This window comes from Zoogloea sp., assembly GCF_041914405.1.
In the GTDB taxonomy this organism is placed as follows: Bacteria; Pseudomonadota; Gammaproteobacteria; order Burkholderiales; family Rhodocyclaceae; genus Zoogloea.
The window spans coordinates 67,664-90,883 of sequence record NZ_JAYSDK010000023.1; the positions used below are offsets into that span (position 1 = coordinate 67,664).

Here is a 23,220-nt window from a genome sequence, read left to right on the forward strand (position 1 = left end):
TGGGATGCAGCAAGTACTGAACCTGACCTTTCCTTTCTTTGCGCTGGTCCTGTGTGGCTATGCGGCGGCGCGCTGTCGTCTGCTGCCGCTCGACGCCATTCCGGGACTGAACGTGTTCGTGCTGTTCTTCGCGCTGCCGTGCATGCTGTTCCGCTTTGCCGCCAACACGCCCATCGAGCGCCTGCTCGATACGAGCGCTTTCCTGACTTATCTGGTGTGTGCGCTGGCAATGGTGGCGATCACCATCGTGGCGACCCGTTGGCGCAAGATCGGCTGGAACGACGCCTCCTTCGGCGCACTGGTGGTCGCCTTTCCCAATACCGGCTTCATGGGCATGCCGCTGCTGGCATCCCTGCTCGGCGGGCGCGGCCTGGCACCGGCCGTGGTGTCGCTGGCGGTGGACATGGTCGTCACCACGTCGCTGTGCATCGGTCTTTCGCGCCTGAACGCGGCGGGTGACAGCAAGGACCCGGCGGTCGCCCGCAAGGTGCTGAAGGGCGTGCTGGTCAATCCGCTGCCGTGGGCGATCCTGCTCGGCGGGCTGTCGTCGTATGCGGACGTGTCCCTGTACGGACCGCTGGCGCGCATGGTGGAGATGATGGCCAATGCCGGCTCGCCGGCGGCGCTGTTCACGATCGGGGCGGTGCTGGCCCGCTCGCAACTGCACGCGGCGGCGGGCGGAAAGTCGGCGGGGAGTCGGGATGTGCCACGGATGGTGCTCTTCAAGCTGGTCCTGCATCCCTGCCTGGTCCTGCTGGTCGGCAAGCTGGCGATGTTCCTGGGATTGCCCCTGAGCGCGTCGGCGCTGACCGTCCTGGCCCTGGTGGCGGCGCTGCCCAGCGCCAGTAGCATCCCGATGTTGTCCGAGCGCTATGGCGCGGATACCGGCCGGGTGGCCCAAGTGGTGCTGGTCACGACGGCGTTCGCGTTCATCAGCTTCTCCGCGTCCGTCGCGTTCCTGCTGGGCGAAATGCCGAAGGTGTAAACGGTCGATGCCGTTCCGGCCCTCGTGGGGCCCGGAACGGCATCGGTTTTCAGCCCGGACGGGTTAGCGCTGGCCGAGCCGGATGTTGCCGAACAGCAGCTTCTGGTCGGAGGGCTGGGAGCGCCAGTACTGGGGCGGTGCGCTCACCTGGGCACCCAGCTTGGCGGCGGCGTGCCACGGCCAGCGGGGGTTGTAGAGCATGCCGCGACCGATGGCGACCAGGTCGGCCTGGTCGTCGGCGACCACCGCTTCCGCCTGCTCCGCTTCGGTGAGAAGTCCCACAGCGATGACCGGCAGCTTGGTCTGGCGCTTGATCTCGGCGGCGAAGGAAAGCTGGTAGCCGGGGCCGATGCTGATCTTCTGCTGGCTCGACAGGCCGCCGCTGGAGACGTGCAGGAAGCTGCAGCCATGCGCTTCCAGGGTCTGGCAGAAGCTCACGCTCTGTGGCAGGTCCCAGCCACCCTCCACCCAGTCGGTGGCGGACAGGCGCACGCCGACCGGAATGTGGGCCGGAACGACGGCACGCACTGCGTCGAACACTTGCAGCGGGAAGCGCATGCGGTTTTCCAGGTCGCCGCCATAGGCGTCGGTACGCTGGTTGGACAGGGGCGACAGGAACTCGTGCAACAGGTAGCCGTGGGCGCCGTGCAGCTCGATCAGGTCGTAGCCGGCGCGCACGGCGCGCTGCGCCGCTTCGACGAAGCCGGCGAGGATGCGGGCGAGGCCAGCCTCGTCCAGTGCCTCCGGCGCGGCTTCGCCAGGGCCGTGGGGAATGGCCGACGGGGCGACCGGAACCCAACCTTGCTCAGGCGGCAGTAGCGCGCCACCTTCCCAGGGCACGGCGCTGGAGGCCTTGCGCCCGGCGTGGGCGAGCTGAACGCCGATCGGGATCTGCGAGTACTTGCGCGCGCTGCGCAGCACCTGGCTGATGGCGGCCTCGGTTTCGTCGGACCACAGGCCCAGGTCGTTGGCGGTGATGCGCCCTTCAGGGGTGACCGCCGTGGCTTCGACGATCAGCAGGCCGGCCCCCGACAGGGCCAGCTGGCCCAGGTGGATGGTGTGCCAGTCGGATGCGCAGCCGTCCTCGGCGGAGTACTGGCACATGGGGGGAATTACGATGCGGTTGGGCAGTTCCAGTTGCCCGATGCGGAAAGGCGAGAAAAGTTGACTCATTGGGTCTCCATGAAAAGTGGGTGCCTGGTGTGATCAGGCGACCAGGTGGATGCGTTCTGTCTGGCACTGATGATCTTCGCCAAATGCGGCCTGGAAGGATGGACGTTCCTGCCAGCGCTGCCTGAATGCACCCAGGTATTCGAAGCGCGCATCCAGCGAGGTCTGGTCGGCGGCCAGCCGGGACACCGCGATGGCCGAATAAAGGGCGATGTCCGCGAAGGTCGGTTTCGCGCCGCCGAGCAGCCAGGCCCGGCCGTCGGCGAACTGCCGGTCCATCACCGCCGCGTGGTACAGCGCCTCCCGCCAGTAATACGCGCTCCACTGGGCGTCCGGCGGGGGCGTGAACTGCAGTTCGGGGTCGCCATGGACGATGTTGATCGCCATCATCAGGCGGTCGAGCATGTGCAGGAAGATGCGCCGTTCCCACATGGCGTCCTGGCCTTGTTCCAGATCGCTCTTGCCGAGCACCTTGCGCCCTGGAAAGCGCTGGTCGAGATAACGGGCGATGGCGCCCGCATTGGTCAGGTAGCTGCCGTCTTCCAGCGCAAGGCTTGGCGCTTCGCCCCACGGCGTGGCCGCGGCGTAGGGGCAGCGGTGCAGCTCGCCGCCCTGGGGCGCGTCGTAGATCACCTCCTCGACGTGCGCGGCGATCCCTTTTTCATGAATGAAGAGGCGCAGCTGCAGGTGCTCGGGGTTGGGGAATTCGGATTCGGAAGCGTACAGGCACAACATGTCAGTCATGGCGAACTCCTTCGGCGGATCACGCAAACAGCCACGGTTCCTGACGGCGGCGCTGAGCCTCGTAGGTGCGGATGGCGTCGGACTGGGCCAGGGTCAGGCCGATGTCGTCGAGACCATTCACCAGACAGTGCTTACGGAAGGCGTCCACCGCGAAGGGGATCGCGCTGCCGTCCGGCAGTTGCACGGTCTGTGCCGGCAGGTCGATGGCGAGGCGGTAGCCCGGCGTGGCGCTGACTTCGGCAAACAGACGGTCGATCAGCGTGGCGTCGAGTACCACCGGTAGTATGCCGTTCTTGAAGCAGTTGCCGAAGAAAATGTCGGCGAAACTGGGTCCCAGCACAGCGCGGAAGCCGTAGTCCTCCAGGGCCCACACGGCGTGCTCGCGGCTCGAGCCGCAGCCGAAGTTCTCACGGGCGAGGAGGATCTGCGCGCCCGCGTAGCGCGGCTGGTTGAGTACGAAGTCCGGGTTGGGGCGGCGTGACGCCGGGTCCTGGCCGGGTTCGCCGTGGTCCAGGTAACGCCATTCGTCGAACAGGTTGGGGCCGAAGCCGCTGCGGCTGATCGATTTGATGAACTGCTTGGGGATCAGCGCGTCGGTGTCCACGTTGGCCCGGTCGAGTGGGGCGACCAGGCTGCTGAGGGTGGTGAAGGCTTGCATCAGTGGGCTCCCAGGCTGTCAGGTGCGACGAAATGGCCGGCAATCGCGGCGGCGGCGGCCATCACCGGGCTGACGAGGTGACTGCGTCCGCCGGCGCCTTGGCGACCCTCGAAGTTGCGATTGGAAGTGGAGGCGCAACGTTCGCCCGGCGCCAGGCGGTCCTCGTTCATGCCGAGGCACATCGAGCAGCCGGGTTCACGCCATTCGAAGCCGGCATCGCGGAAGATGCGGTCCAGGCCTTCCGCTTCGCCCTGGGCCTTGACCAGGCCGGAGCCGGGCACAGCCAGCGCGAGCTTGATGCCGGGGGCGATGCGCTTGCCCTTCAGCACCGCAGCGGCGGCACGCAGGTCTTCGATGCGGGCGTTGGTGCACGAGCCGATGAATATCTTGTCGAGGGGCAGGTGGGTGAGCGCGGTGCCGGCCTCGAGGCCCATGTAGGCGAGGGCGCGGGCCATGCCGGCGGCCTTCACCGGATCACGTTCATCGGCGGGGTTGGGCACCTGGCCGTCTAACGGGATGACCATCTCCGGGGACGTACCCCACGTCACCATCGGGCGCAGCCCGGCGGCGTCGATTGCCATCACGGCATCGAAGCGGGCATCCGCGTCGCTGACCAGCGTGCGCCAGTAGTCGGTAGCGGCGTCCCAATGCTCGCCGCACGAGGCGAAGGGGCGACCGCGCAGATAGTCGATGGTGGTGTCGTCGACTCCGATCAGGCCGACCCGGGCGCCGGCCTCGATGGCCATGTTGCAGAGGGTCATGCGGCCTTCCATGCTCAGCCCACGGATCGCGCTGCCGCCGAATTCGATGGCGTAGCCGGTGCCGCCGGCAGTCCCGATCCGGCCGATGATGTCGAGGATCAGGTCCTTGGCGGTGACGCCAGCCGGCAAGGCGCCGTCCACCTTCACCAGCATGGTCTTCATCTTGCGCACCGCCAGGCACTGGGTGGCCAGCACGTGCTCCACCTCCGAGGTGCCGACGCCGAAGGCCAGCGCGCCGAAAGCGCCGTGGGTGCTGGTGTGGGAGTCACCGGCCACCACCGTCATGCCGGGCAGGGTGGCGCCCTGTTCGGGGCCGATCACGTGGATGATGCCCTGGCGACGATCGCCGAGGCCGAACTCGGTGATGCCGAACTCGGCGCAGTTGCGGTCGAGCTGCTCCACCTGGATGCGCGAGAAGGGATCGGCGATGCCCTGGTCGCGGGCGGTGGTGGGCACGTTGTGGTCGGCGGTGGCGATCACCGTCTCGGGCCGCCAGGGCTTGCGCCCGCTCAGGCGCAGTCCCTCGAAGGCCTGCGGGCTGGTCACTTCATAGACCAGGTGGCGGTCGACGTAGAGCAGGGTCGGGCCGTCCTGGCCGGCGGGCGGCTCGGAGACCACATGGCGCTGCCAGAGTTTTTCGAAGAGGGTGCGGGCGGTCATCTCAGTGGCTCCCTTCGGTGGTGAGGGCTGGGGGCACGCCGGGCGTGCACGGAGTGGTTCCGGCCAGGCGCTGCTGGGTGTCGCCACCGGGCAGCGGGTAGCGGCGGGTGGACGGGCCGGCCTTCATCACCTGGCCAGGGATGGCATGGCCGACCAGCTCGGGCAGCGTGAGGGCGGCGTCCACCAGTGCGGACAGGTCGACGCCGGTGTCGTAGCCCATCGCGTCGAGCATGTGCACCAGGTCTTCGGTGCAGACGTTGCCGCTGGCGCCGGGGGCGAAGGGGCAGCCGCCGAGGCCGCCGAGGGACGCGTCGAAGCGGACCACGCCGGAATCCAGTGCGGCCAGCGCATTGGCGAGGCCCATGCCACGGGTGTCGTGGAAGTGGGCGGTCAGCGTGATGTCCGGCAGCTCGCGCAGGACCCGGCTGCACAGGCGCTCCACCTGGGCCGGGTTGGCCATGCCGGTGGTGTCGCACAGGGTGACGCGCAGGATGCCCAGATTGGCGATGCGCTCCACCAGCGTCAGCACGCGGGCGTCGCTGACCGTGCCTTCGAAGGGGCAGCCGAAGGCCGTGGACAGGGACACATTGACGGCGGCGCTGCCGTGGGCGAGGGCGGCGATCGGGGCGAACTGGGCGAGGGAGTCCTCACAGCCCATGCGCAGATTGGCGCGGTTGTGGCTTTCGCTGGCGGACATCACCACGTTGAGCTCATCGACGGCGCAGCCCAGGGCACGTTCGGCGCCACGCAGGTTGGGCACCAGCGCCGCATATTCCACGCCGGGCTGGCGGGTGATGCCGCGCATCACCGTTTCGGCGTCGGCGAGGGCTGGGATGGCCTTCGGCGAGGTGAAGGAGGTGACCTCGATCTTGGCCAGCCCGCTGGCGGACAGGCGGTCGATCAGGGCGATCTTGTCGGCGGTGGGGATGAAGCGCGGCTCGATCTGGAAGCCGTCGCGGACTGCGACGTCGTGGATGTAAAGGCGTTGGCCGTGGGCGTGTTTCATGGGCGTGTTCCTCGCGTAGCGGCTCAGACGATGCCTTGCTCGTGCATGCCGGCGCGGGCGTCTGCGTCGTAGCCGAGGCTGGCCAGCACTTCGTCGGTGTGCTCGCCGAGGCGCGGCCCCAGCCAGCGGGTCCGGCCCGGGGTGGCGGACAGCTTGGGAACGATGCCGGGGAAGTCCACCTGGTCGCCGTTGGGCAGGCCGTGGGCCTCGATCATCCCGCGGGCCTGGTAGTGGGGGTCGGCGTGGATGTCGGCAGCGGTGTAGATGCGGCCGCTGGGCACCGCGGCCTCTTCCAGCACGGCGAGTACGTAGTCCAGGTCGTGCTGGGTGGTCCATCCGGCGATGGCGCCGTCGAGCAGGTCAGTGAACTGCACCCGGCCGTCGTTACGGGCCAGGCGCGGGTCGTCGGCCAGATCATTGCGGCCGATGGCGTTCATCAGGCGCTTGTAGATGCTGTCGGAGTTGCCGGCGATGATCACGTAGCGGCCGTCCTTGCACGGATAGGTGTTGGACGGGGCGATGCCCGGCAGCGAGGCGCCGGAGCGCTCGCGGATGTGTTCGAAGGCCGAGTATTCGGGGATCAGGCTTTCCATTACGCCGAACACCGCTTCGTACAGGGCCACGTCGATGAACTGACCAGTGCCGCCATTCACCTTGTGGTGATGCATGGCCAGCAGCGCGCCGATCACGCCGTACAGGGAGGCCAGCGTGTCGCCGATGCTGACGCCGACCCGCACCGGCGGCCGGTCCGGGTAGCCAGCCAGGTAGCGCAGGCCACCCATGGATTCGGCGATTGCGGCGAAGCCGGGGCGGTCCTTGTAGGGACCGCTCTGGCCGAAGCCGGAGACGCGGACCATGATCAGCCCGGGGTTGAGGGCGCTCAGGTCACTCCAGCCGAGCCCCCAGCGCTCCAGCGTACCGGGGCGGAAGTTCTCGATGATGATGTCAGCCTCTTTGACCAGCTCGCGCACGATCTCCTGGCCGCGGGCGTCCTTCAGATTGACGGTGATCGACTTCTTGTTGCGGCTCTGGGAGTACCACCACAGGGAGGTGCCTTCGTGGAGCTTGCGCCAGTTGCGCAGGGGGTCGCCGTCGCCCGGTGACTCGATCTTGATGACCTCGGCACCGAACTGGGCAAGCAGGCTGGCCGCGTAGGGGCCGGCGATCAGCGTGCCGAGCTCGATCACCTTCACCCCGGCAAGGGGTAGGGGCTGGTCGGCGCCGTTTTCCTTGGTGTTCATGTCGTTTCCTTGGGGAATCGCCGGGCGAGCGCGGTCCTCGGGCCGCCCGGCCGATACAGTGGATTGGGGTGAGGGGAGGGCTTACTCGGGCAGCGCTTTGCCGCGTGTTTCAGGCATGAACCAGGGCACGACCAGGCCGAGCAGGTAGATCAGCCCGATGCTCATTGCCGCCTGCGGAATGCTGCCGAAGGTCTTGACGATGGAGCCGGCGAGGATCGGGAACAGCCAGGCGATCAGGCGTGCCGCGTTGAAGATGAAGGAGGCCGCCGTGGCGCGTACGCTGGAGGTGAACAGCTCGGCCGGGTAGATGGCCATCCAGGAGTAGGCGCAGCCAAGGGTGAAGAAGCCGTTGATGAAAGCGGCCACCATCAGGCCCTCGATGGAGTGGGTCCAGAGGTAGGTGATGGCGGTGGTGAGCAGCGCACCGGCGTAGGTGAAGGTCAGGAACAGGCGCCGTCCGAGGCCGTCGGCGAGGAAACCGGATAGCAGGTAGGCCACCACGGCACCGCCGGTGTAGAGCAGCGCGGCGCGCAGGCCCCACACGCCGGGCGTCGCTTCGCCGACCGCCTTGGCCATGGATACCGCGTATTCGGGCAGCAGTGCGGAGATGGCCCACCAGCCGACGGTAGTGGTCAGGGACAGCAGGAAGGCGAGCAGTGTGCGCTTGCGGCTTTCCGGTTCGCGGAAGATCTCGGTCAGCGTGAAGGGGCGCTTGGCGGCCGGTGCGCCAGTGCCGGCGGCGGCTTCGGTGGCGGCCCAGCGCTGGGCGCGGACGGCCTCGACCCACTTCTCGGACTCATCCACCGCGCGGCGGATGTACAGGCAGAAGAAGGCGGGCAGGGCGCCGACGATGAAAACCAGACGCCAGGTGTCCTCGCCCATCGGCATGGTCTGCGAGAGCACCAGCCAGACCAGCGCGGCGAGCAGGGTGCCGAAGCCGAAGCCCGATTGCAGGAAGCCGGCGCCCTTCGGGCGGGCACGGTTCGGCCAGGTTTCGGCGAGCAGGGCGACGCCGGTGCTCCATTCGCTGCCCATTGCAAAGCCGGTGATGAAGCGCAGGAAGCAGAAGGTCCAGAAATCGTTGGCGAAGGCGGTGAGGCCGGTGAACAACGCGTAGAAGAACACCGAGTAGAGCATCATCCGCTTGCGGCCGATGTAGTCGGCCATGATGCCGCCAGCCAGGCCGCCGATGCCCCAGCCGAGTAGGGTGATGCCGATGGCGATGCCGGCGAAGACCGCTTTGTCGGCCATCTGAGTCGGCAGCAGCATGGCCTTCAGGATGAAGGGCATCACGATGAAGAGGGCGTAGGCTTCGTAGCCGTCGAACACCCAGCCCAGCCAGCTGGCGGTGAGCACACGCCAGTGCTTGGAATTGAGGCCGGCGTGCCAGGGAAGGTCGCGCGCGCCCTCCGATACTGCGATGGAACTCATCTTGTCTCCTTCATTATGATTGTCCGGGGGCGGTTGCCGTCCCCTGCCCCCGCCGACGCTATGAATGCGTTTACGGACGGGGTTCAAGTGAAGTCTAGTTGGCGGCCGGGGCGGTGGATTCGGATGTCGTTGACTCATCCTTAACCAATGGTTAAGGATAGGCCCATGCCCTCCCCGATCAATCTGAACCGCCTCGACCTGATCTCCCTGCGCCTATTTGTGGCGACCGTGGAGGGCGGCAGCCTGACCGTCGGTGCCGAGCGTTGCAGCATGAGTTTGCCGGCGGCCAGCAAGCGCATCTCCGAGCTGGAAGCCCACATCGGCTCCATACTTCTTGAGCGCTGCAAGCGGGGTGTTGCGCCGACCCCGGCCGGTCAGACGCTGATGCGCCACGCGATCGAGATCGTGGCCGGGCTGGAGAACCTGTCGGTGGTGATGGCCGATTTCCACCGCGGTGCCGGCGGCCATCTGCGTCTGTGGGCCAATACTTCGGCTTTCACGGGGTTCCTGCCGGCCTTGCTGGCCCGGTACTCGTCGACCTATCCGTCGGTGATGCTGGATCTGGAAGATGCGCTATCGGAAGAAGTGGTGCGCGCAGTCGCGCGCGGCAATGCCGAACTGGGCATCGTTGCCGACAATATCCCGGTCGACGGGCTGAAAAGCCTGCAGTGTGACTCCGACGAGCTGGTGCTGGTGATGCCCCCCGGCCATCCGCTGACGGGCAAGGCGGTGGTCAGCATCGACGAGATGCTGGATTACGATATCGTCGGACTCAACCGTGCCACCTCGCTGATGCGCCACGTTTCTGCGGCGGCGGACATGGTCGGCAAAGCCCTCAAGATCCGCGTGCAGGTGCGTGGCTTCGACGAGGTGTGCCGCATGATCGCCGCCGGTCTCGGTATCGGCGTTCTGCCCCGCGCCAGCATTGCCCCGCAGATCAAGGCGCTGGACCTGCGTATTGCGCGGCTGTCTGGCATGCGTACGAATCGTGGCCTGTTGCTGATCATGCGTGGCGAGGCCTCCCTGTCGCTACCGGCGCAGGGTTTTGTTGACCTGGTGATAAGCCGGATGGCGTGACTTGTTGGCTTGTGCCCGATGTGCCTGCGTTGGAAAGCGAAAAGGCCAATCCGTAAGGATTGGCCTTTTCGCTTGAATTCGATGGAGCGGGCGATGGGAATCGAACCCACGGCATCAGCTTGGGAAGCTGAGGTATTACCATTATACGACGCCCGCTCGAAGGACCGTGATTGTACTTATGGTGAGGGCGGAGGGCAACCGGCGAGGCGTGGTAAACTGCGTCCATGTCTTCCCAAGTCTCTTCTACCTCCCTGGTTCTGACCGTCAACGGCGAGGCACGCAGCTTCGAGGCGCCCCTCAGCGTGGCGGCCCTGCTCGATGGCATGGGCCTGACCGGCAAGCGCGTGGCGGTGGAGCGCAATGGCGAGATCGTGCCAAAGGGCCGGCATGCCGAGGCTCAGCTGGTCGATGGTGACCGGCTAGAAATCGTCGTCGCTGTTGGCGGCGGCTGAGCCGCGACGCAGCGTTCCTGTCTGGCCGCGTGCCGTTTCCGCTCCCTACGTTCAACTCATTTTTCAGGTTGGCTTCCCTATGGATGATTTGCTGACGATTGCTGGCAAGAGCTATTCCTCCCGGCTGCTGGTGGGAACCGGCAAGTACAAGGATTTCACCGAGACCCGCGAGGCCATCGTGGCCAGTGGCGCGCAGATCGTCACCGTGGCGATCCGCCGCACCAACATCGGCCAGGACCCGAAGGCACCGAGCCTGCTGGATGCGCTGCCGCCGTCCGAATTCACCTACCTGCCCAACACGGCTGGCTGCTACACCGCCGAGGACGCGGTGCGCACGCTGCGCCTGGCCCGCGAGCTGTTGGACGACCACAAGCTGGTCAAGCTGGAAGTGCTCGGTGATCCGCACACCCTGTTCCCCAACATGCCCGAAACCCTGAAAGCCGCCGAGGTGCTGGTGAAGGAGGGCTTCGAGGTGATGGTCTACTGCGCCGACGATCCGATCCAGGCCAGGATGCTCGAAGACATCGGCTGTGTGGCGGTGATGCCGCTGGCCTCGTTGATCGGTTCCGGCATGGGCATCCTCAACCCGTGGAACGTGCAGCTGGTGCGTGACGCGGTGAAGGTGCCGGTGCTGGTGGATGCCGGTGTCGGGACTGCGTCCGACGCGGCCATCGCGATGGAACTGGGCTGTGACGGGGTGCTGATGAACACCGCCATCGCGTTGGCCAAAGACCCGGTGAAGATGGCCGGTGCCATGAAGAAGGGTGTCGAGGCTGGCCGCGAGGCTTTCCTGGCCGGCCGCATGCCCAAGAAGTACTACACCGCCAGCCCGAGCTCGCCGACCAGCGGCCTGATCGGCAGCTGAGTTTCTTGTATTTTGGTGGGGGCGAATTCATTCGCCCGCGGTGCATGGATGCCGCGGTGGGCGAATGAATTCGCCCCTACATGTTCTGAATTCCGGAATCCGCCATGAGCGAAGAACAGCAAACCCCGCCGTCCGACGAATCCGACGAACAGCCGTCCTCGCCGGGTGGCCGTCTCACGTCCCAGTCCATCCGCAGCTTCGTGCTCCGCCAGGGGCGCATGTCGGAAGCCCAGCATCGTTTCCTGGACGAGATGATGCCCAAGGTCGGCTTGCAGTACCGGCCGGAGCCGGTGGATCTCGACGCGGTCTTTGGGCGCAAGGCGCCGCACATCGTCGAGATCGGTTTCGGCATGGGCCAGGCTACCGCCGAGATCGCCCGGGTGCGTCCGGGCGACGACTTCGTCGGCATCGAGGTGCACGCGCCGGGCGTCGGCGGCCTGTGCAAGCTGATCGATGAGGGCGGCCTGACCAACCTGCGTATCGTCCAGCACGATGCGGTGGAAGTGCTGCGCGACATGATCCCGGAAGGCTCGCTGGCTGGTGTGCATATCTACTTCCCCGACCCTTGGCCCAAGAAGCGTCACCACAAGCGCCGCCTGGTGCAGGGGCCTTTCGTGAAGCTGATCGCCTCGCGGCTGGCGCCCGGCGGCTACCTGCACTGCGCCACCGACTGGGAGGAATACGCCCACCAGATGTTGGAGGTGCTGTCCGCCGAGCCGCTGCTCGCCAACACCGCCGACGGTTTCGCGCCGAAGCCGGATTACCGGCCGCTGACCAAGTTCGAGAACCGTGGTATCAAGCTCGGCCACGGTGTGTGGGACGTGGTCTTCAAGCGGGTCTGAGATGGCCCTCAAGCGACTGCCCGCCGGCGCCTGGCTGATGGGCATCCCCGGCCTGCTGTGCCTGCTTGTCGGCGCGCTGTTGCTGGCCGGCTTCGGCGCCGATCTGCATCCGCTGCTGCAGGAGTCGGGTGCCGGGTTGGTGTTGCTGGTGTCCGGCGTGGCCTTGGTCGGCAGTGCCGCCTTTCCGCTGGTGCTGGCGGAATTGGCGGCGAAGGACGAAGTTCAGTAGATCTTCGGCTCGCCGGGCGGGCGGGTCTTGAAGCGGCGGTGCACCCAGTAGTACTGGGCTGGCATGGTGCGCACCATATCTTCGATGCAGGCGTTCATGCGGCGGGTATCGGCTTCCACGTCGTTAGTCGGGAAATCCGTCCAAGGCTCGCCCAGTTCCACCACATAGCCTTCTCCGCCGGGCTGCATCCGCGTCACGCAGGGCACCACCACCGCGCCACCCAGCTTGGCCAGGCGCGGTAGCGCCGACAGGGTAGCGGCCTGTACGCCGAAGAAGGGCACGAAGACCGAGTCTTCGGGGCCGTTGTCCATGTCCGGAAGGTAGTAGAAGGGCCGGATCTCCTTCATCGCCTTGATCGACGCCCGCACGCTCTCGTCCCGGCGCAGCAGCACCTGGCTGCCGAAGCGGCTGCGTCCGTGATACAGCCAGCGGTCGATGACCGGGTCCTTCTGGCGGGCGTAGATACTGACGCAGTCGAAGCTGGAGGCCAGGCGCGTGCCGCCCAGGTCGAGGCCGAGGAAGTGCGGGGTCAGCAGGATCACCGGCTGGCGGTCTTCTATCAGCTTGGCGAGCATCTCCTCGCCCTGTACGCGGACGATGCGGCGCATCCGTTCTTCCGACGCGAACCATGCAATGCCGCGTTCAAGCAGGCTGCGGCCGGCCAGCGCAAAGTGTTCCTTGGCCAGGGCGCGGCGTTCGGCTTCGGATTGATCGGGAAAGCACAGGCGCAGGTTTGTGAGCACCACCTTGCGCCGCGGCGCGATGATCCAGTACAGCAGCAGGCCGAGGCCGCGGCCGATGGGGGCCTGCATGGACAGGGGCAGCCAGTGGAGCAGCCACAGCAGGGCGACGACGATACGGCTCATTGTTGGTTTTCTCGGGAGGCGGGAGGTGTGGGAGATGAGGTGGGTGCGCCGCCGCGGGGGCGCTTGTAGCGGTTGTAGCCCCACAGGTACTGGGACGGGTTCTCGCGGATCAGGGCTTCCATCTCGCGATTGATGGCGGCGGCGCGGGTTTCGGTATCGCCGGCGAGTGCTTCGAGGGCCGGTCGCAGGCGCAGGTGGAAGCCGGCGCCGCCGGGCAGGCGTTCGGCCCACGCGAAGATCGTGCTGACGCCGGACACCTCGGACAGGCGGGCGGCCAGCGTCATCGTGTAGGCCGGGCGGCCGAAGAAGGGCAGCCAGGCACCTTCACCCGCGCCCGGTACCTGGTCCGGCAGCATGCCGACCGCCTCGCCAGCGCGCAGGGCCTTGATCAGGCGCCGCACGCCGCCTACGTCGGCGGGGGCCAGGCGCATGTTGCCGCGGCTGCGCCCGGCGTTGATGACCGGCTGCAGCACCGCCTTGCGCGGTGCCCGGTAGAGCACCGTGATCGGTTTGTGGGTGGAAAAATACTGGGCGGTGATTTCGAAGCAACCGAGGTGCGGCGTGATGAAGAGGATGCCGCCACCACTGGCCTCGGCGGCTTCGACGTGTTCCCAGCCGCTGACGCGGACGACCTTGGTGACGATCTCGGCCTGCGGGCGCAGCAGCAGCCACGGCAGTTCCAGCGCCTGCTTGCCGGTTTCGCCGACCGCGCGGCGCCAGGTCCGGGCGGCTTCCTCCGGTCCGAGAGCTTGGGCCAGATTGTCGCGCAGGCGCCGCCGGTAGGTGGGCGAGCCGGCGTAGGTCAGCCATCCGGCAACGCAGCCGAGACGCTGCAGGAGCCCGAGGGGCAGGCGGGCGAGAAGGGAAAAAATGAGTGACGCCATCAGGGGCTGTGGGGTGGCCGAATTGACGGCCCGGAAGGCAAAGCTATAATTGTGATTCCGCCGAGTTAATCCGACAACTTGCAGGGCGGTGGCGGTTCGCAGATCAGCTGCGGATGTGCCGGCAAAAATACTGCTAAAGCGTCGCCGCTCCGAGAATCCCCCGAGACGGCAACGCCGTCAGTTACGGGGATTTTTGTTTTTCAGGAGCGCCTCCATGGCCAGAGAATACCTTTTTACTTCGGAATCCGTCTCCGAAGGCCATCCCGACAAGGTCGCCGACCAGATTTCCGACGCCGTCCTCGACGCGATCCTCGCACAGGACCCGCACGGTCGCGTCGCCTGCGAAACCCTGGTGTCCACCGGTCTGGTGGTGATCTCCGGCGAGATCACGACGAAGGCTGACATCAACTATATGGACATCGCCCGTAACACCGTCAAGCGCATCGGTTACGACGATTCCGAGATCGGTTTCGATTACAAGAGCTGCGCGGTGCTCACCGCCATCAACCGTCAGTCCTCCGACATCGCCCAGGGCGTGAACGAAGGCGAGGGCCTCGACCTCGACCAGGGCGCCGGCGACCAGGGCCTGATGTTCGGCTACGCGACCAACGAAACGCCGAGCCTGATGCCCTTCCCGATCTACTACGCCCACCGCATCATGCAGCGCCAGGCGGAAGTGCGTAAGGATGGCCGCCTGCCGTGGCTGCGCCCGGACGCCAAGAGCCAGCTTACCGTCAAGTACGTGGACGGCAAGCCGGTGGCGATCGACACCGTGGTGGTGTCCACCCAGCATCATCCGGACATCTCCCACGCCGACCTTACCGAGGCGGTCATCGAGGAAGTCATCAAGCCGGTGTTGCCGAAGGAATTCCTGAGCGGCAACACCCGTTACCTGATCAACCCCACCGGCCGTTTCGTCATCGGTGGTCCGAACGGCGACTGCGGCCTGACCGGCCGCAAGATCATCGTCGATACGTACGGTGGCGCGGCCCATCACGGCGGTGGTGCGTTCTCCGGCAAGGACCCGTCCAAGGTGGACCGTTCCGGCGCCTATGCCGGCCGCTATGTGGCCAAGAACGTGGTCGCCGCCGGTCTGGCCGACCGCTGCGAGGTGCAGGTCGCCTACGCGATCGGCGTCGCCAAGCCGGTGAGCCTGATGGTGGAAACCTTCGGCACCGGCAAGATCGCCGACGAGAAGATCGTCGAACTGATCCAGGCCCACTTCGACCTGCGTCCGAAGGGCATCATCGCTGCCCTCGACCTGCTGCGCCCGATCTACTCGCGCACCGCCGCCTACGGCCATTTCGGCCGCGACGAGGCGGATTTCACGTGGGAAAACACCGACAAGGCCGCCGCACTGCGCGCCGCTGCCGGTCTGTAATTCCTAGCTGTTGATCGCAGAAAGGGCGCCCCGCGGGGCGCCCTTTCTGCTTCATGCCCATGCAATTTCCTGTGGGGTACTGTGGGGGCGAATGAATTCGCCCCCACAGGTGAAGTTTCCTCCAGGCTGTACCTGGCCAGGAGGGCCTGCGCTGCCGGCCGACCGCGTCCTTACTTGCTGCGCAGCGGGCTGTATTCCACCGGCACCCAGCCGAAGGCCTTGCCGTCGGCGCGGATGTGGCCGAGGCCGGGGAAGGGCAGGTGCATGCCGGCGACGGTCATCTTCTCCTTGGCGGCCCACGAGAACAGCTTCTTGCGGGTGGCGACGGCCTGCTTCTTGTCGCTGTCGAACTCGATGGCGACCTCGGGACGCGCGAACTGTACCGCGTAGCTGTGCACCGAGTCGCCGAGGATCAGCAGGCGCTGGCCCTTGGATTCGACCAGGTAGGCGCTGTGGCCCGGCGTATGGCCGACAGCCGGCACCGGCTTGATGCCCGGCGCCAGTTCGGCCTCACCGCTGAACGGCTTCCATTTGCCGGCTGCCTGGTAAGGGGTAGCGGCCTTGCGGGCGATCGCGAACATTCCTTGTCTGTCCTTCGGGGCCTTGGCGGCGTTGTCCTCGGACAGCCAGAAATCGCTTTCCGTCTGATTGACGCGGATTTCGGCGTTGGGGAACAGCGGCTTGCCTTCGGCGTCGAGAAGGCCGGCAACGTGGTCGGGATGCAGGTGGGTCAACAGCACCAGATCCACCTGTTCCGGCTTGTAGCCGGCGGCGCGGATGTGCTCGGCGACGTAGCCGAGGGTTGGGCCGAAGACCTTGGCGGTGCCGGTATCGACGAGGATCAGCTTGCCGCCAGCGTTGACCAGGTAGGTATTGACCGCGGTCTGCACCTTCTCGCCGGCGATGAACAGGCGCGCCAGCAGGTGCTGGATCTCGGCCTGGCTGGCGTTCGTCAGCAGCTTGGCATCCAGGTCCACGTAGCCGTCGTAGAGGGCGGTGATCTCGTAATCGCCAACGTTCAGGCGGTAGTAGCCGGGCACCTGGGTCTTGATGGCCGGGGCTTCGGCGCAGGCTGGTGCGACGGGCAGTAGGCTTGCGCTGATGGCAAAGGCGAGTGCGCTGAGACTGCGACGGATCATGGGTGCATCTCCGGAGGCTGAAAAGGACAAAAGGATAATCCGGATCACGCGTCCATGGTATGAACGGCCAGCCAAACGGTGTCCGGGCCAGTGGCTGCGACCCGGTGGCGGCAGCCGGCGGGGATGACCAGCCAGTCGCCTTGCACAAGCGATTCGTGGCGACCATCGTCGAATTCCAGCTCCGCGCTGCCCTGGACGAGCATTACCCATTCGTCGCCAGTCTGGTCGTACCAGAAGCCAGGTGGGCTGGCATGACCGTGGGAAACGATGCGTTCGACGCGCGCGCCACGGCCTTCGAACAGGGTTTCGAAGGCTTCGTCAGGGCCGGGGGCGGGGAGATTCTCGAGCAGGTTGCGCGGGCGCATGCAGGCAAGTTCCGGATAAAACAGGCTTGCCAGTATGCCCCAGCGTGCGTCCGCTGCTCAGGAGCAGGCGAACGGACGAGGTGGCGCGAATAAAAGGGCGACGCCGGGAAGAAATCTCTGTTGGGGTATTGGGGGTCTTGTGTGCCCCGGCGCGCCGTTTAACTGGTGGGAGGGTCGGCTGCTCGCCGACCTGTATTGCCTTGCATGCTACGCCGCTTGAGACGATGCAGCTAATTGAATGTGGAAATCGGTTGAATAGTGATTGCCTATCACGTCACGCAGCTTTGCATTTCGATTGATCGGCAGGCTAGGCGAGTGATGGAGACAGGCTTAAGCTTGTATTCATATTAGAACAATGTAAAAGACGGCGGCAGTTTGCCGAACACGTGCGGGAGGGCCGGCGCATGATCAGGCTGGGCCAGTGGGGATCACTACTTCGCTCCTTGCGGACGCGTATTGCCGCAGGGGTACTGCTGGGCCTGCTCCTGGCCCTGTGGGGTACCACCTTGCTGGTGGGTTACGTGCTGCGCCAGGAAATGCAGGCTACGCTGGCGGCCCAGCAGTTTTCTGTGGTGACGCTGCTGGCGGACGAAATCGACCGCTCCGTGTCGGAGCGCATGCGCGCTCTGCAGGCCGTGGCCGACGAATTCGATGCCGCCAAGCTGGCGACGCCCGCCGCGCTGGAGAAGGAGTTGCGCGACCAGCACGTGTTGCTGACCCTGTTCAACTGGGGCGTACTGGTCACCGACCGCGAGGGCACCACGTTGGTCAGCCTGCCAGACGAGCTCGGCCGAGGGGGCGTCAATTACATGGATGTGCTGGCTGTCCGCCGGACGCTGGAGAGTGGCCAGGCGCAGGTCGGGTCGGCGCTGATCGGCAAGACGACCCATCAGCCGGTGGTGCCGATGATCGCGCCGATCCGCGCTCCCAACGGCGAAGTGCTGGGGTCGGTAATCGGCCTCACCAATCTGGCGATCGCCAATTTCCTCGACGAGATCAGTGCCAACCGTTTCGGCCGCAAGGGGGGCTATCTGATCACCGATCCGGGGCAGCGCCTGTTCATCGCGGCTACCGACCGGAGCCGGGTGATGACGCCGGGGCCGCCGCCGGGGCTCAATCCGGTCTACGACCATTATCTGGCCGGGCATGATGGTTCCGGGTTGGCGCGCAGCTCCCGCGGCGTGGTTGAGCTGTCGTCGAGCCGCCGGGTGAAGAGTACCGGCTGGCTGATGCAGTCGGTGCTGCCGGTCGAAGAAGCCTTCGCGCCGCTGTACGCGATGCAGTGGCGCCTGCTCGTTTCGGCCGCCGCCCTCACCGTGCTGGCCAGTGTGCTTACCTGGTGGTGGCTGCGTCGGCAACTGCGGCCCCTCGGTGAAGCGGCCGAGCAGTTGGGCCTCATGCGTGACGGTCTGCTTCCTCGTCAGCCCTTGCCGGTGCGGCGGGACGACGAGATCGGCGCGCTGACCGGGGCTTTCAACGGCCTGCTGGCGACCATCCAGGAAGGCGAGGCGCGGGCGGCCGAACACGCCCTCAACCAACGCCTGCGCGGCATCGTCGCGCAGATCCCTGGTCTGGTCTTCCAGTACCGGGTGGATGCGGCTGGTCAGCACAGCCTGCCTTTTGCCAGCGATGCGCTACGCGAACTGTTCGGCCTTGAGCCGGATAGCGTGCTGGTGTCCGCGGCTCCCTTGCATGAGCGGGTGCAGCCGGAGGATCTGCCGGCACTGCTTGCGGCGATCGATGAGTCTGCCCGTAGCCAGGGCCGGCTGCACCGGGAGTTCCGTATCGACCATCCAACGCGCGGAGTGCGCTGGATGCGCATTGATGCCTTGCCTGAAGCGGCGGACGGCGGCTGCGTGACCTGGCAGGGCTTTGTCACCGACATCACCGAGGCCAAGGAAACCGAGATCAAGCTGCGCATCGCCGCGGCCACCTTCGAAAGCCAGGAGGGCATCTTCATCACCGATGCGGAGACCCGCATCGTGCGCGTGAACCAAGCCTTCACCGCGATGACCGGCTACTCGGCGCGGGAGGCCATCGGCCAGCGGCCCAGCCTGCTGCGCTCCGGGCGCCACGGTCAGGAGTTCTACCGGCACCTCTATGCGGGTCTCGAGCGGGATGGCTTCTGGCAGGGCGAGATCTGGAATCGCCGCAAGAGCGGCGAGGTGTTCGTTGAATGGGCGACGATCTCGGCTGTCCGCGACGATGCCGGCAAAATCACCCACTACGTGGCGGCCTTCTCCGATATTACCGAGCACAAGAAGGCCGAGGAGCAGGTCCACCAGTTGGCCTTCTACGATCCGCTGACCCAGTTGCCGAACCGCCGCCTGTTCCACGACCGGCTCGACCAGGCCCTCGCGGCGAGCGCCCGCAGTCGCCACAGCGGGGCGCTGCTGTTCCTCGATCTGGACGGTTTCAAGGGACTCAATGACACCCACGGCCACGTGATGGGGGATGCGCTGCTGGTGGAGGTGGCCCATCGCCTGGTTGCCAGCCTGCGTGAGTCGGACACCGTGGCGCGCCTCGGCGGCGACGAGTTCGTGGTGATCCTCGAAAACCTTGATGAGGAAGAGCGGGATGCCGAGTCCCACGCCGGGCGGGTCGCTGAGAAGCTGCGCGAGGAGTTGGCCCGCCCGTACCACCTCAGCGTGCCAGGCGGCAGCGATAGCGTGATCCACCGATGCACGGCCAGCATCGGCGTGTGCATGTTCCTCGGTCATGAGGAGAGCCGGGATGAGCTGATCAAGCGGGCCGACATCGCAATGTACCGAGCCAAGGCGGCCGGCCGCAATGCGGTGTGCTTCTTCGAGCCGCGGCGCCTGCCGGTGCCGCTGAAGGTGGGGTGAGGACGTTTGAGTGGGGCCGGACGGATGCCCGGCCCCGAGGGGCTTAGGGCACGACTTTGTCGATGACCAGCTTGAGGCCCTTGGCGCCGGGCTTGATTGGCGTGAGTTCGCCGGCCAGGTCACCGGATTTGGGGATCGCGTCGCCGGACTTGGAGATGCGCGCTTCGATGCGCAGCTCGGCGGCGGAAGACAGCTTCATCTCTGGGCTCATCGCCATGCTGTCGTCGAGGGTGAACTCCTTGGGCAGTTCCGCAGCCTTGAGGCGCAGGATGGCCAGCGGCATGCGCGGGCCATTGGCGTGGCGAGCGAAGATGAACAGGGTGTCGTCGGGGCTGGCCTTGTCCTTCAGGGCCGGCGCCAGGCTGACCCGGCCGCTGACCGAGGTGGCGCCAGCGGTGGCAACGGCTTTCTGGGCAGACTCCCGCGGCGCCGGCTTGGCCCCTGCGTTGTCGCCCATCAGCTGGCGGACTTTCTCGATGCCGGCGGACAGGTTGCGGGCATCTTCGGAGTCCGGGGGCACCTGGGTCAGCACCTTTTCCCAGTAGCGGGCGGCCTCCGCGTAGTTCTTGCGGAAGTACGCGTCGGTACCGGCCAGCACCAGGGCCTGCGGGTTGTCCGGCTGGTCGGCCAGCACGCGCTTGAGGAGCTCCAGGCCCTTGCCTTCCACCTTACCTTCATTCCGCGCAGCGGACAGTTCGGCCATTTCCAGCATCAGTTCCGGTTCAGTTTCCATCACTGGGCCGGCCTTCTCGAAGGCGTGGGCGGCTTCGTCGAGACGGCCCATGACCTTGTAGCTGCGGCCGAGCATCACCCAGCCCTTGGGATTGTCCGGCTCCTTCTCGAGCTTGGCGGCCAGGGATGCGACCATCTTCTCGACTTCGGCCTGGGTCGGCTGCTCGTTATTGCTGGCCTGTACGGCTGCCGGGTCGAGGGCGGCCGGTGTGCCGAGCACGAGGTAGAGGAGGACGGCGGCGGCGGGCAGCGCCAGGCCGAGGGCGATGGCGGTGCGCGGCAGGCGGCGCGGCTCCGCGACGGCTTCGGCGCCGTCGTCGGCCAGATCTTCGAGGATGCGCCGCTCCAGTTCGTCGCGGGCGGTAGCGTGGTCCGCGGCGGACAGCGCGCCGCTGGCCAGGTCGCGCTCCAGTTCGGCCATCTGGTCGCGGTAGATGGCGGTATTGAGGGCCTTGCGGGAGGCGTGGTTGGCCTGGCGCTGGCGCAGCAGCGGGCGGCTGATCAGGGCGAGGACGAGGGCGGTGAGCAGCCCGGCGGCAATCCAGAAGGCGGTCATGCCTGGTCTTTCGGTTGGGTGGGTTTCGGGTCGCCGGCGAGCAGGGCTTCGGCGGCGGCGCGGTCAGCGGCGGACAGCGTCGGCGGGGTGATCTGGCCGGCGCGGCGGCGCAGGTAGGCGATCAGGCCGATGACGGCGCCGGCGAGGATCAGGAAGGGACCGAACCACAGCAGCCAGGTGGTCGGCTTAACCGGCGGACGGTACAGCACGAAATCGCCGTAACGGCTGACCAAGTAGTCGCGGATCTCGGCGTCGCTCTTGCCGTCGCGGATCAGGCTGCGCACTTCCCGGCGCAGGTCTTCGGCCAGTTCGGCGTGGGAGGCGGCCAGGCTCTCGTTCTGGCACACCAGGCAGCGCAGTTCCTCTGAGATGGAAATCATGCGCGCCTCGACCGCCGGGTCGGCGGCCAGCGGCGCGGCTTCGCCGGCATGGGCGACGGGAGCCAGGCCGAGCAGCACGGCGGTGGCCAGGGTGGCTAGACGAAGTTTCATCTCAGGACTCCCCGGCCAGTTGCTTGGCCAGCGGCAGGATCTTCTTCTCCAGCGCTTCGGGGGTGATCGGGCCGATCTGCTTGTAGCGGATGACGCCCTTCTTGTCGATCAGGTAGGTCTCCGGCACGCCGTACACGCCGTAGTCGATGCCGACCCGGCCGTCCATGTCGAGGGCCGACAGCACGTAGGGGTTGCCGTGCTGGGACAGCCAGGCCGACGCGCGTTGGCGGGTCAGCGTGCTTTCTTCGTCGGCGGCCAGCTTCTTCACGTCGGTCTCGCCGTCGCCGCGCACTTCCTTGTAGTTGAGGCCGACGATGGGCAGGCCGCCCTGACGGGCGAAGGCCACCAGCAGTGGGTGCTCGGCGCGGCAGGACACGCACCAGGACGCCCACACGTTGAGCAGCCAGACCTGGCCGCGCATGTCGGCCGGTGAGAAGGTCTTGCCCGGCTCGGCGAGTTGCGCCAGCTTGAAGTCGGGGGCCAGCTTGCCGACCAGCGGCGACGGGACTTCGTGCGGATCCCGGTTGAGGCCAATGGCCAGGAAGACGACGAGGACCAGGAACAGTCCAAGGGGAATCAGGAAACGTTTCAAGATGCGGCTCCTTCGGCGGCCAGGCGAGCGGCCTTGGCCGCCTTGGAAGTGATGCGGTAACGACGGTCGCTGGCGGCGAGCAGGCCGCCGAGGGCCATGCACACGGCGCCGGCCCAGATCCAGTCGACGAAGGGCTTGTGATAGACGCGGACGCTCCAGGCGCCGTCGCCGCCTTCCAGCGGATCGCCGAGGGAGACGTAGACGTCACGGGTCAGGCCCGGATCGATGAAGGCCTCGGTCATCGGCATGGTGGAGGAGAAGTATTTACGCTTCTCGGGGTGCAGTGGCATCACCACCTGGCCGTCCTTCAGCAGCTCCAGGTCGCCGCGGGCGGCCATGTAGTTGGGACCGGGTACGTTATTGACGCCCTGGAAGCGGATCTCGTAGCCGCCGATCTTCACGGTGTCGCCGGGCGCCATGCGCACGTCGCGCTCAGTCTCGTAGTGCTTCACCATCACGATGCCGATCACCGTCACGGCGATGCCCACATGGGCCAGGTGCATGCCCCAGAAGGCCCGCGGCGGGGTGCCGGACTTGCGGCGGGCGAGGATCTGCACCACCGACGCGCCGATGATCCAGATCGCCAGGCCGATGCCCAGCGCCACGCCGGCCGACCAGGCGCCGGCCAGGAAGGGCACGCCGACGCCCGCCACTACGGCGACGGTGAAGGCCCAGCGCAGCGGCCGCGCGATGTCGGCCAGGTCGGCCTGCTTCCAGCGCGCCACAGGGCCGACCGCCATCAGGAACAGTACCGGAACCATCAGCGGCGCGAACACTGCGTTGAAGTACGGGGGGCCGACCGACAGCTTGCCCAGGTTGAGGGCGTCGATCACCAGCGGGTACAGGGTGCCCAGCAGCACCGCACCGGCGGCGGATAGCAGCAGCACGTTGTTGACCAGCAGGAAGGTCTCCCGCGACACCAGCGCGAAGGCGCCGCCGAGGCTGACCTTCGGTGCGCGCCAGGCGAACAGGGTCAGCGACGAGCCGACGACGACGGCCAGGAACAGCAGGATGAAGATGCCGCGCTTGGGGTCGGACGCGAAGGCATGCACCGAACTCAGCACGCCGGAGCGGACCAGGAAGGTGCCGAGCAGGGACAGGGAGAAGGCGCCGATGGCCAGCAGCACGGTCCAGTTCTTGAAGCTGCCGCGCTTCTCGGTGACCGCCAGCGAGTGGATCAGCGCGGTGCCGACCAGCCAGGGCATGAAGGAGGCGTTTTCCACCGGGTCCCAGAACCACCAGCCGCC

Annotated in this window: 23 protein-coding genes and 1 tRNA gene; 8 read left to right on the top strand and 16 right to left on the bottom strand. The window is 66.7% G+C overall.

The features are described 5' to 3' along the window. Positions 1-4 precede the first annotated feature (4 nt). Positions 5-985 carry an AEC family transporter gene (locus tag ACE3RX_RS14640; protein WP_374485162.1) on the top strand — a complete coding sequence of 327 codons (981 nt, stop codon included), beginning with the start codon at positions 5-7 and terminating at the stop codon, positions 983-985. A 63-nt stretch (positions 986-1,048) separates the two neighbouring features. On the opposite strand, the gene ACE3RX_RS14645 is transcribed toward ACE3RX_RS14640, so the two are convergent. The 7 genes from ACE3RX_RS14645 to ACE3RX_RS14675 form a co-directional block, all read right to left on the bottom strand. Then, the gene (locus tag ACE3RX_RS14645) at positions 1,049-2,158 is read right to left on the bottom strand and encodes an NADH:flavin oxidoreductase/NADH oxidase (RefSeq protein ID WP_374485164.1); all 1,110 of its coding nucleotides are present in this window, start codon (positions 2,156-2,158) and stop codon (positions 1,049-1,051) included. Between the two features lie 33 nt (positions 2,159-2,191). Then, positions 2,192-2,899, bottom strand: a complete 708-nt coding sequence (locus ACE3RX_RS14650; protein ID WP_374485168.1) for a glutathione S-transferase family protein — start codon at positions 2,897-2,899, stop codon at positions 2,192-2,194. Between the two features lie 19 nt (positions 2,900-2,918). Beyond that, a complete protein-coding gene (gene leuD / locus ACE3RX_RS14655) occupies positions 2,919-3,557 on the bottom strand; it encodes a 3-isopropylmalate dehydratase small subunit (RefSeq protein ID WP_374485172.1) in 639 nt (212 codons plus the stop codon). Continuing rightward, the gene (gene leuC, locus ACE3RX_RS14660; RefSeq protein WP_374485174.1) at positions 3,557-4,978 is read right to left on the bottom strand and encodes a 3-isopropylmalate dehydratase large subunit; all 1,422 of its coding nucleotides are present in this window, start codon (positions 4,976-4,978) and stop codon (positions 3,557-3,559) included. Before leuC ends, leuD begins: the two co-directional genes overlap by 1 nt. Position 4,979: 1 nt before the next feature. Further along, positions 4,980-5,984, bottom strand: coding sequence for a hydroxymethylglutaryl-CoA lyase (locus tag ACE3RX_RS14665; RefSeq protein ID WP_374485177.1), 1,005 nt, complete (start codon positions 5,982-5,984; stop codon positions 4,980-4,982). 23 nt (positions 5,985-6,007) lie between these two features. After that, positions 6,008-7,225, bottom strand: coding sequence for a CaiB/BaiF CoA transferase family protein (locus ACE3RX_RS14670; RefSeq protein WP_374485181.1), 1,218 nt, complete (start codon positions 7,223-7,225; stop codon positions 6,008-6,010). A gap of 81 nt (positions 7,226-7,306) precedes the next feature. Then, the gene (locus tag ACE3RX_RS14675; RefSeq protein ID WP_374485183.1) at positions 7,307-8,656 is read right to left on the bottom strand and encodes an MFS transporter; all 1,350 of its coding nucleotides are present in this window, start codon (positions 8,654-8,656) and stop codon (positions 7,307-7,309) included. A 165-nt stretch (positions 8,657-8,821) separates the two neighbouring features. Between ACE3RX_RS14675 and ACE3RX_RS14680 the strand changes: the two genes are divergently transcribed. Then, positions 8,822-9,733, top strand: coding sequence for a LysR family transcriptional regulator (locus ACE3RX_RS14680; RefSeq protein ID WP_374485187.1), 912 nt, complete (start codon positions 8,822-8,824; stop codon positions 9,731-9,733). Positions 9,734-9,815: 82 nt separating this feature from the next. On the opposite strand, the gene ACE3RX_RS14685 is transcribed toward ACE3RX_RS14680, so the two are convergent. Continuing rightward, a tRNA-Gly gene (locus tag ACE3RX_RS14685) sits at positions 9,816-9,889 on the bottom strand. 68 nt (positions 9,890-9,957) lie between these two features. Between ACE3RX_RS14685 and thiS the strand changes: the two genes are divergently transcribed. From thiS to ACE3RX_RS14705, 4 genes are all read left to right on the top strand, one after another. Further along, complete coding sequence (thiS, locus tag ACE3RX_RS14690) at positions 9,958-10,185, top strand: sulfur carrier protein ThiS (RefSeq protein WP_374485189.1); 228 nt, start codon at positions 9,958-9,960, stop codon at positions 10,183-10,185. A gap of 79 nt (positions 10,186-10,264) precedes the next feature. Beyond that, positions 10,265-11,050, top strand: a complete 786-nt coding sequence (locus ACE3RX_RS14695; RefSeq protein WP_374485191.1) for a thiazole synthase — start codon at positions 10,265-10,267, stop codon at positions 11,048-11,050. Positions 11,051-11,154: 104 nt separating this feature from the next. Beyond that, complete coding sequence (trmB, locus tag ACE3RX_RS14700; RefSeq protein WP_374485194.1) at positions 11,155-11,892, top strand: tRNA (guanosine(46)-N7)-methyltransferase TrmB; 738 nt, start codon at positions 11,155-11,157, stop codon at positions 11,890-11,892. Between the two features lies 1 nt (position 11,893). Continuing rightward, positions 11,894-12,121: a hypothetical protein gene (locus tag ACE3RX_RS14705; protein ID WP_374485196.1), complete on the top strand. Its 228-nt coding sequence runs from the start codon at positions 11,894-11,896 to the stop codon at positions 12,119-12,121. On the opposite strand, the gene ACE3RX_RS14710 is transcribed toward ACE3RX_RS14705, so the two are convergent. Further along, positions 12,115-12,987, bottom strand: coding sequence for a lipid A biosynthesis acyltransferase (locus ACE3RX_RS14710; RefSeq protein WP_374485198.1), 873 nt, complete (start codon positions 12,985-12,987; stop codon positions 12,115-12,117). The genes ACE3RX_RS14705 and ACE3RX_RS14710 overlap by 7 nt on opposite strands. After that, positions 12,984-13,871 carry a lysophospholipid acyltransferase family protein gene (locus ACE3RX_RS14715; RefSeq protein ID WP_374485200.1) on the bottom strand — a complete coding sequence of 296 codons (888 nt, stop codon included), beginning with the start codon at positions 13,869-13,871 and terminating at the stop codon, positions 12,984-12,986. Before ACE3RX_RS14715 ends, ACE3RX_RS14710 begins: the two co-directional genes overlap by 4 nt. Before the next feature lie 214 nt (positions 13,872-14,085). On the opposite strand from ACE3RX_RS14715, the gene metK reads away from it, so the two are divergent. Beyond that, positions 14,086-15,252 carry a methionine adenosyltransferase gene (metK, locus tag ACE3RX_RS14720; RefSeq protein ID WP_374485202.1) on the top strand — a complete coding sequence of 389 codons (1,167 nt, stop codon included), beginning with the start codon at positions 14,086-14,088 and terminating at the stop codon, positions 15,250-15,252. A 170-nt stretch (positions 15,253-15,422) separates the two neighbouring features. Here the strand turns inward: metK and ACE3RX_RS14725 are convergent, their stop codons facing one another. Both ACE3RX_RS14725 and ACE3RX_RS14730 read right to left on the bottom strand, forming a co-directional pair. After that, entirely contained in the window at positions 15,423-16,391 is a 969-nt protein-coding gene (locus ACE3RX_RS14725) for an MBL fold metallo-hydrolase (protein WP_374485205.1), read from the bottom strand. A 44-nt stretch (positions 16,392-16,435) separates the two neighbouring features. Next, entirely contained in the window at positions 16,436-16,756 is a 321-nt protein-coding gene (locus ACE3RX_RS14730; protein WP_374485207.1) for a cupin domain-containing protein, read from the bottom strand. Between the two features lie 443 nt (positions 16,757-17,199). Here ACE3RX_RS14730 and ACE3RX_RS14735 point away from each other — a divergent pair, with 443 nt between their 5' ends. After that, positions 17,200-19,602 (top strand): diguanylate cyclase domain-containing protein, encoded by a 2,403-nt coding sequence (locus ACE3RX_RS14735; protein ID WP_374485209.1) that lies wholly within the window; start codon positions 17,200-17,202, stop codon positions 19,600-19,602. Between the two features lie 43 nt (positions 19,603-19,645). On the opposite strand, the gene ccmI is transcribed toward ACE3RX_RS14735, so the two are convergent. The 4 genes from ccmI to ACE3RX_RS14755 all read right to left on the bottom strand — a co-directional run. Beyond that, positions 19,646-20,890 (bottom strand): c-type cytochrome biogenesis protein CcmI, encoded by a 1,245-nt coding sequence (ccmI, locus tag ACE3RX_RS14740; protein WP_374485211.1) that lies wholly within the window; start codon positions 20,888-20,890, stop codon positions 19,646-19,648. Continuing rightward, positions 20,887-21,381, bottom strand: coding sequence for a cytochrome c-type biogenesis protein (locus ACE3RX_RS14745; RefSeq protein WP_374485213.1), 495 nt, complete (start codon positions 21,379-21,381; stop codon positions 20,887-20,889). Before ACE3RX_RS14745 ends, ccmI begins: the two co-directional genes overlap by 4 nt. A 1-nt stretch (position 21,382) precedes the next feature. Further along, entirely contained in the window at positions 21,383-21,973 is a 591-nt protein-coding gene (locus ACE3RX_RS14750; RefSeq protein ID WP_374485215.1) for a DsbE family thiol:disulfide interchange protein, read from the bottom strand. Then, a partial coding sequence (locus tag ACE3RX_RS14755; protein ID WP_374485217.1) for a heme lyase CcmF/NrfE family subunit occupies positions 21,970-23,220 on the bottom strand: 1,251 nt, incomplete at its 5' end. The genes ACE3RX_RS14755 and ACE3RX_RS14750, both read right to left, overlap by 4 nt.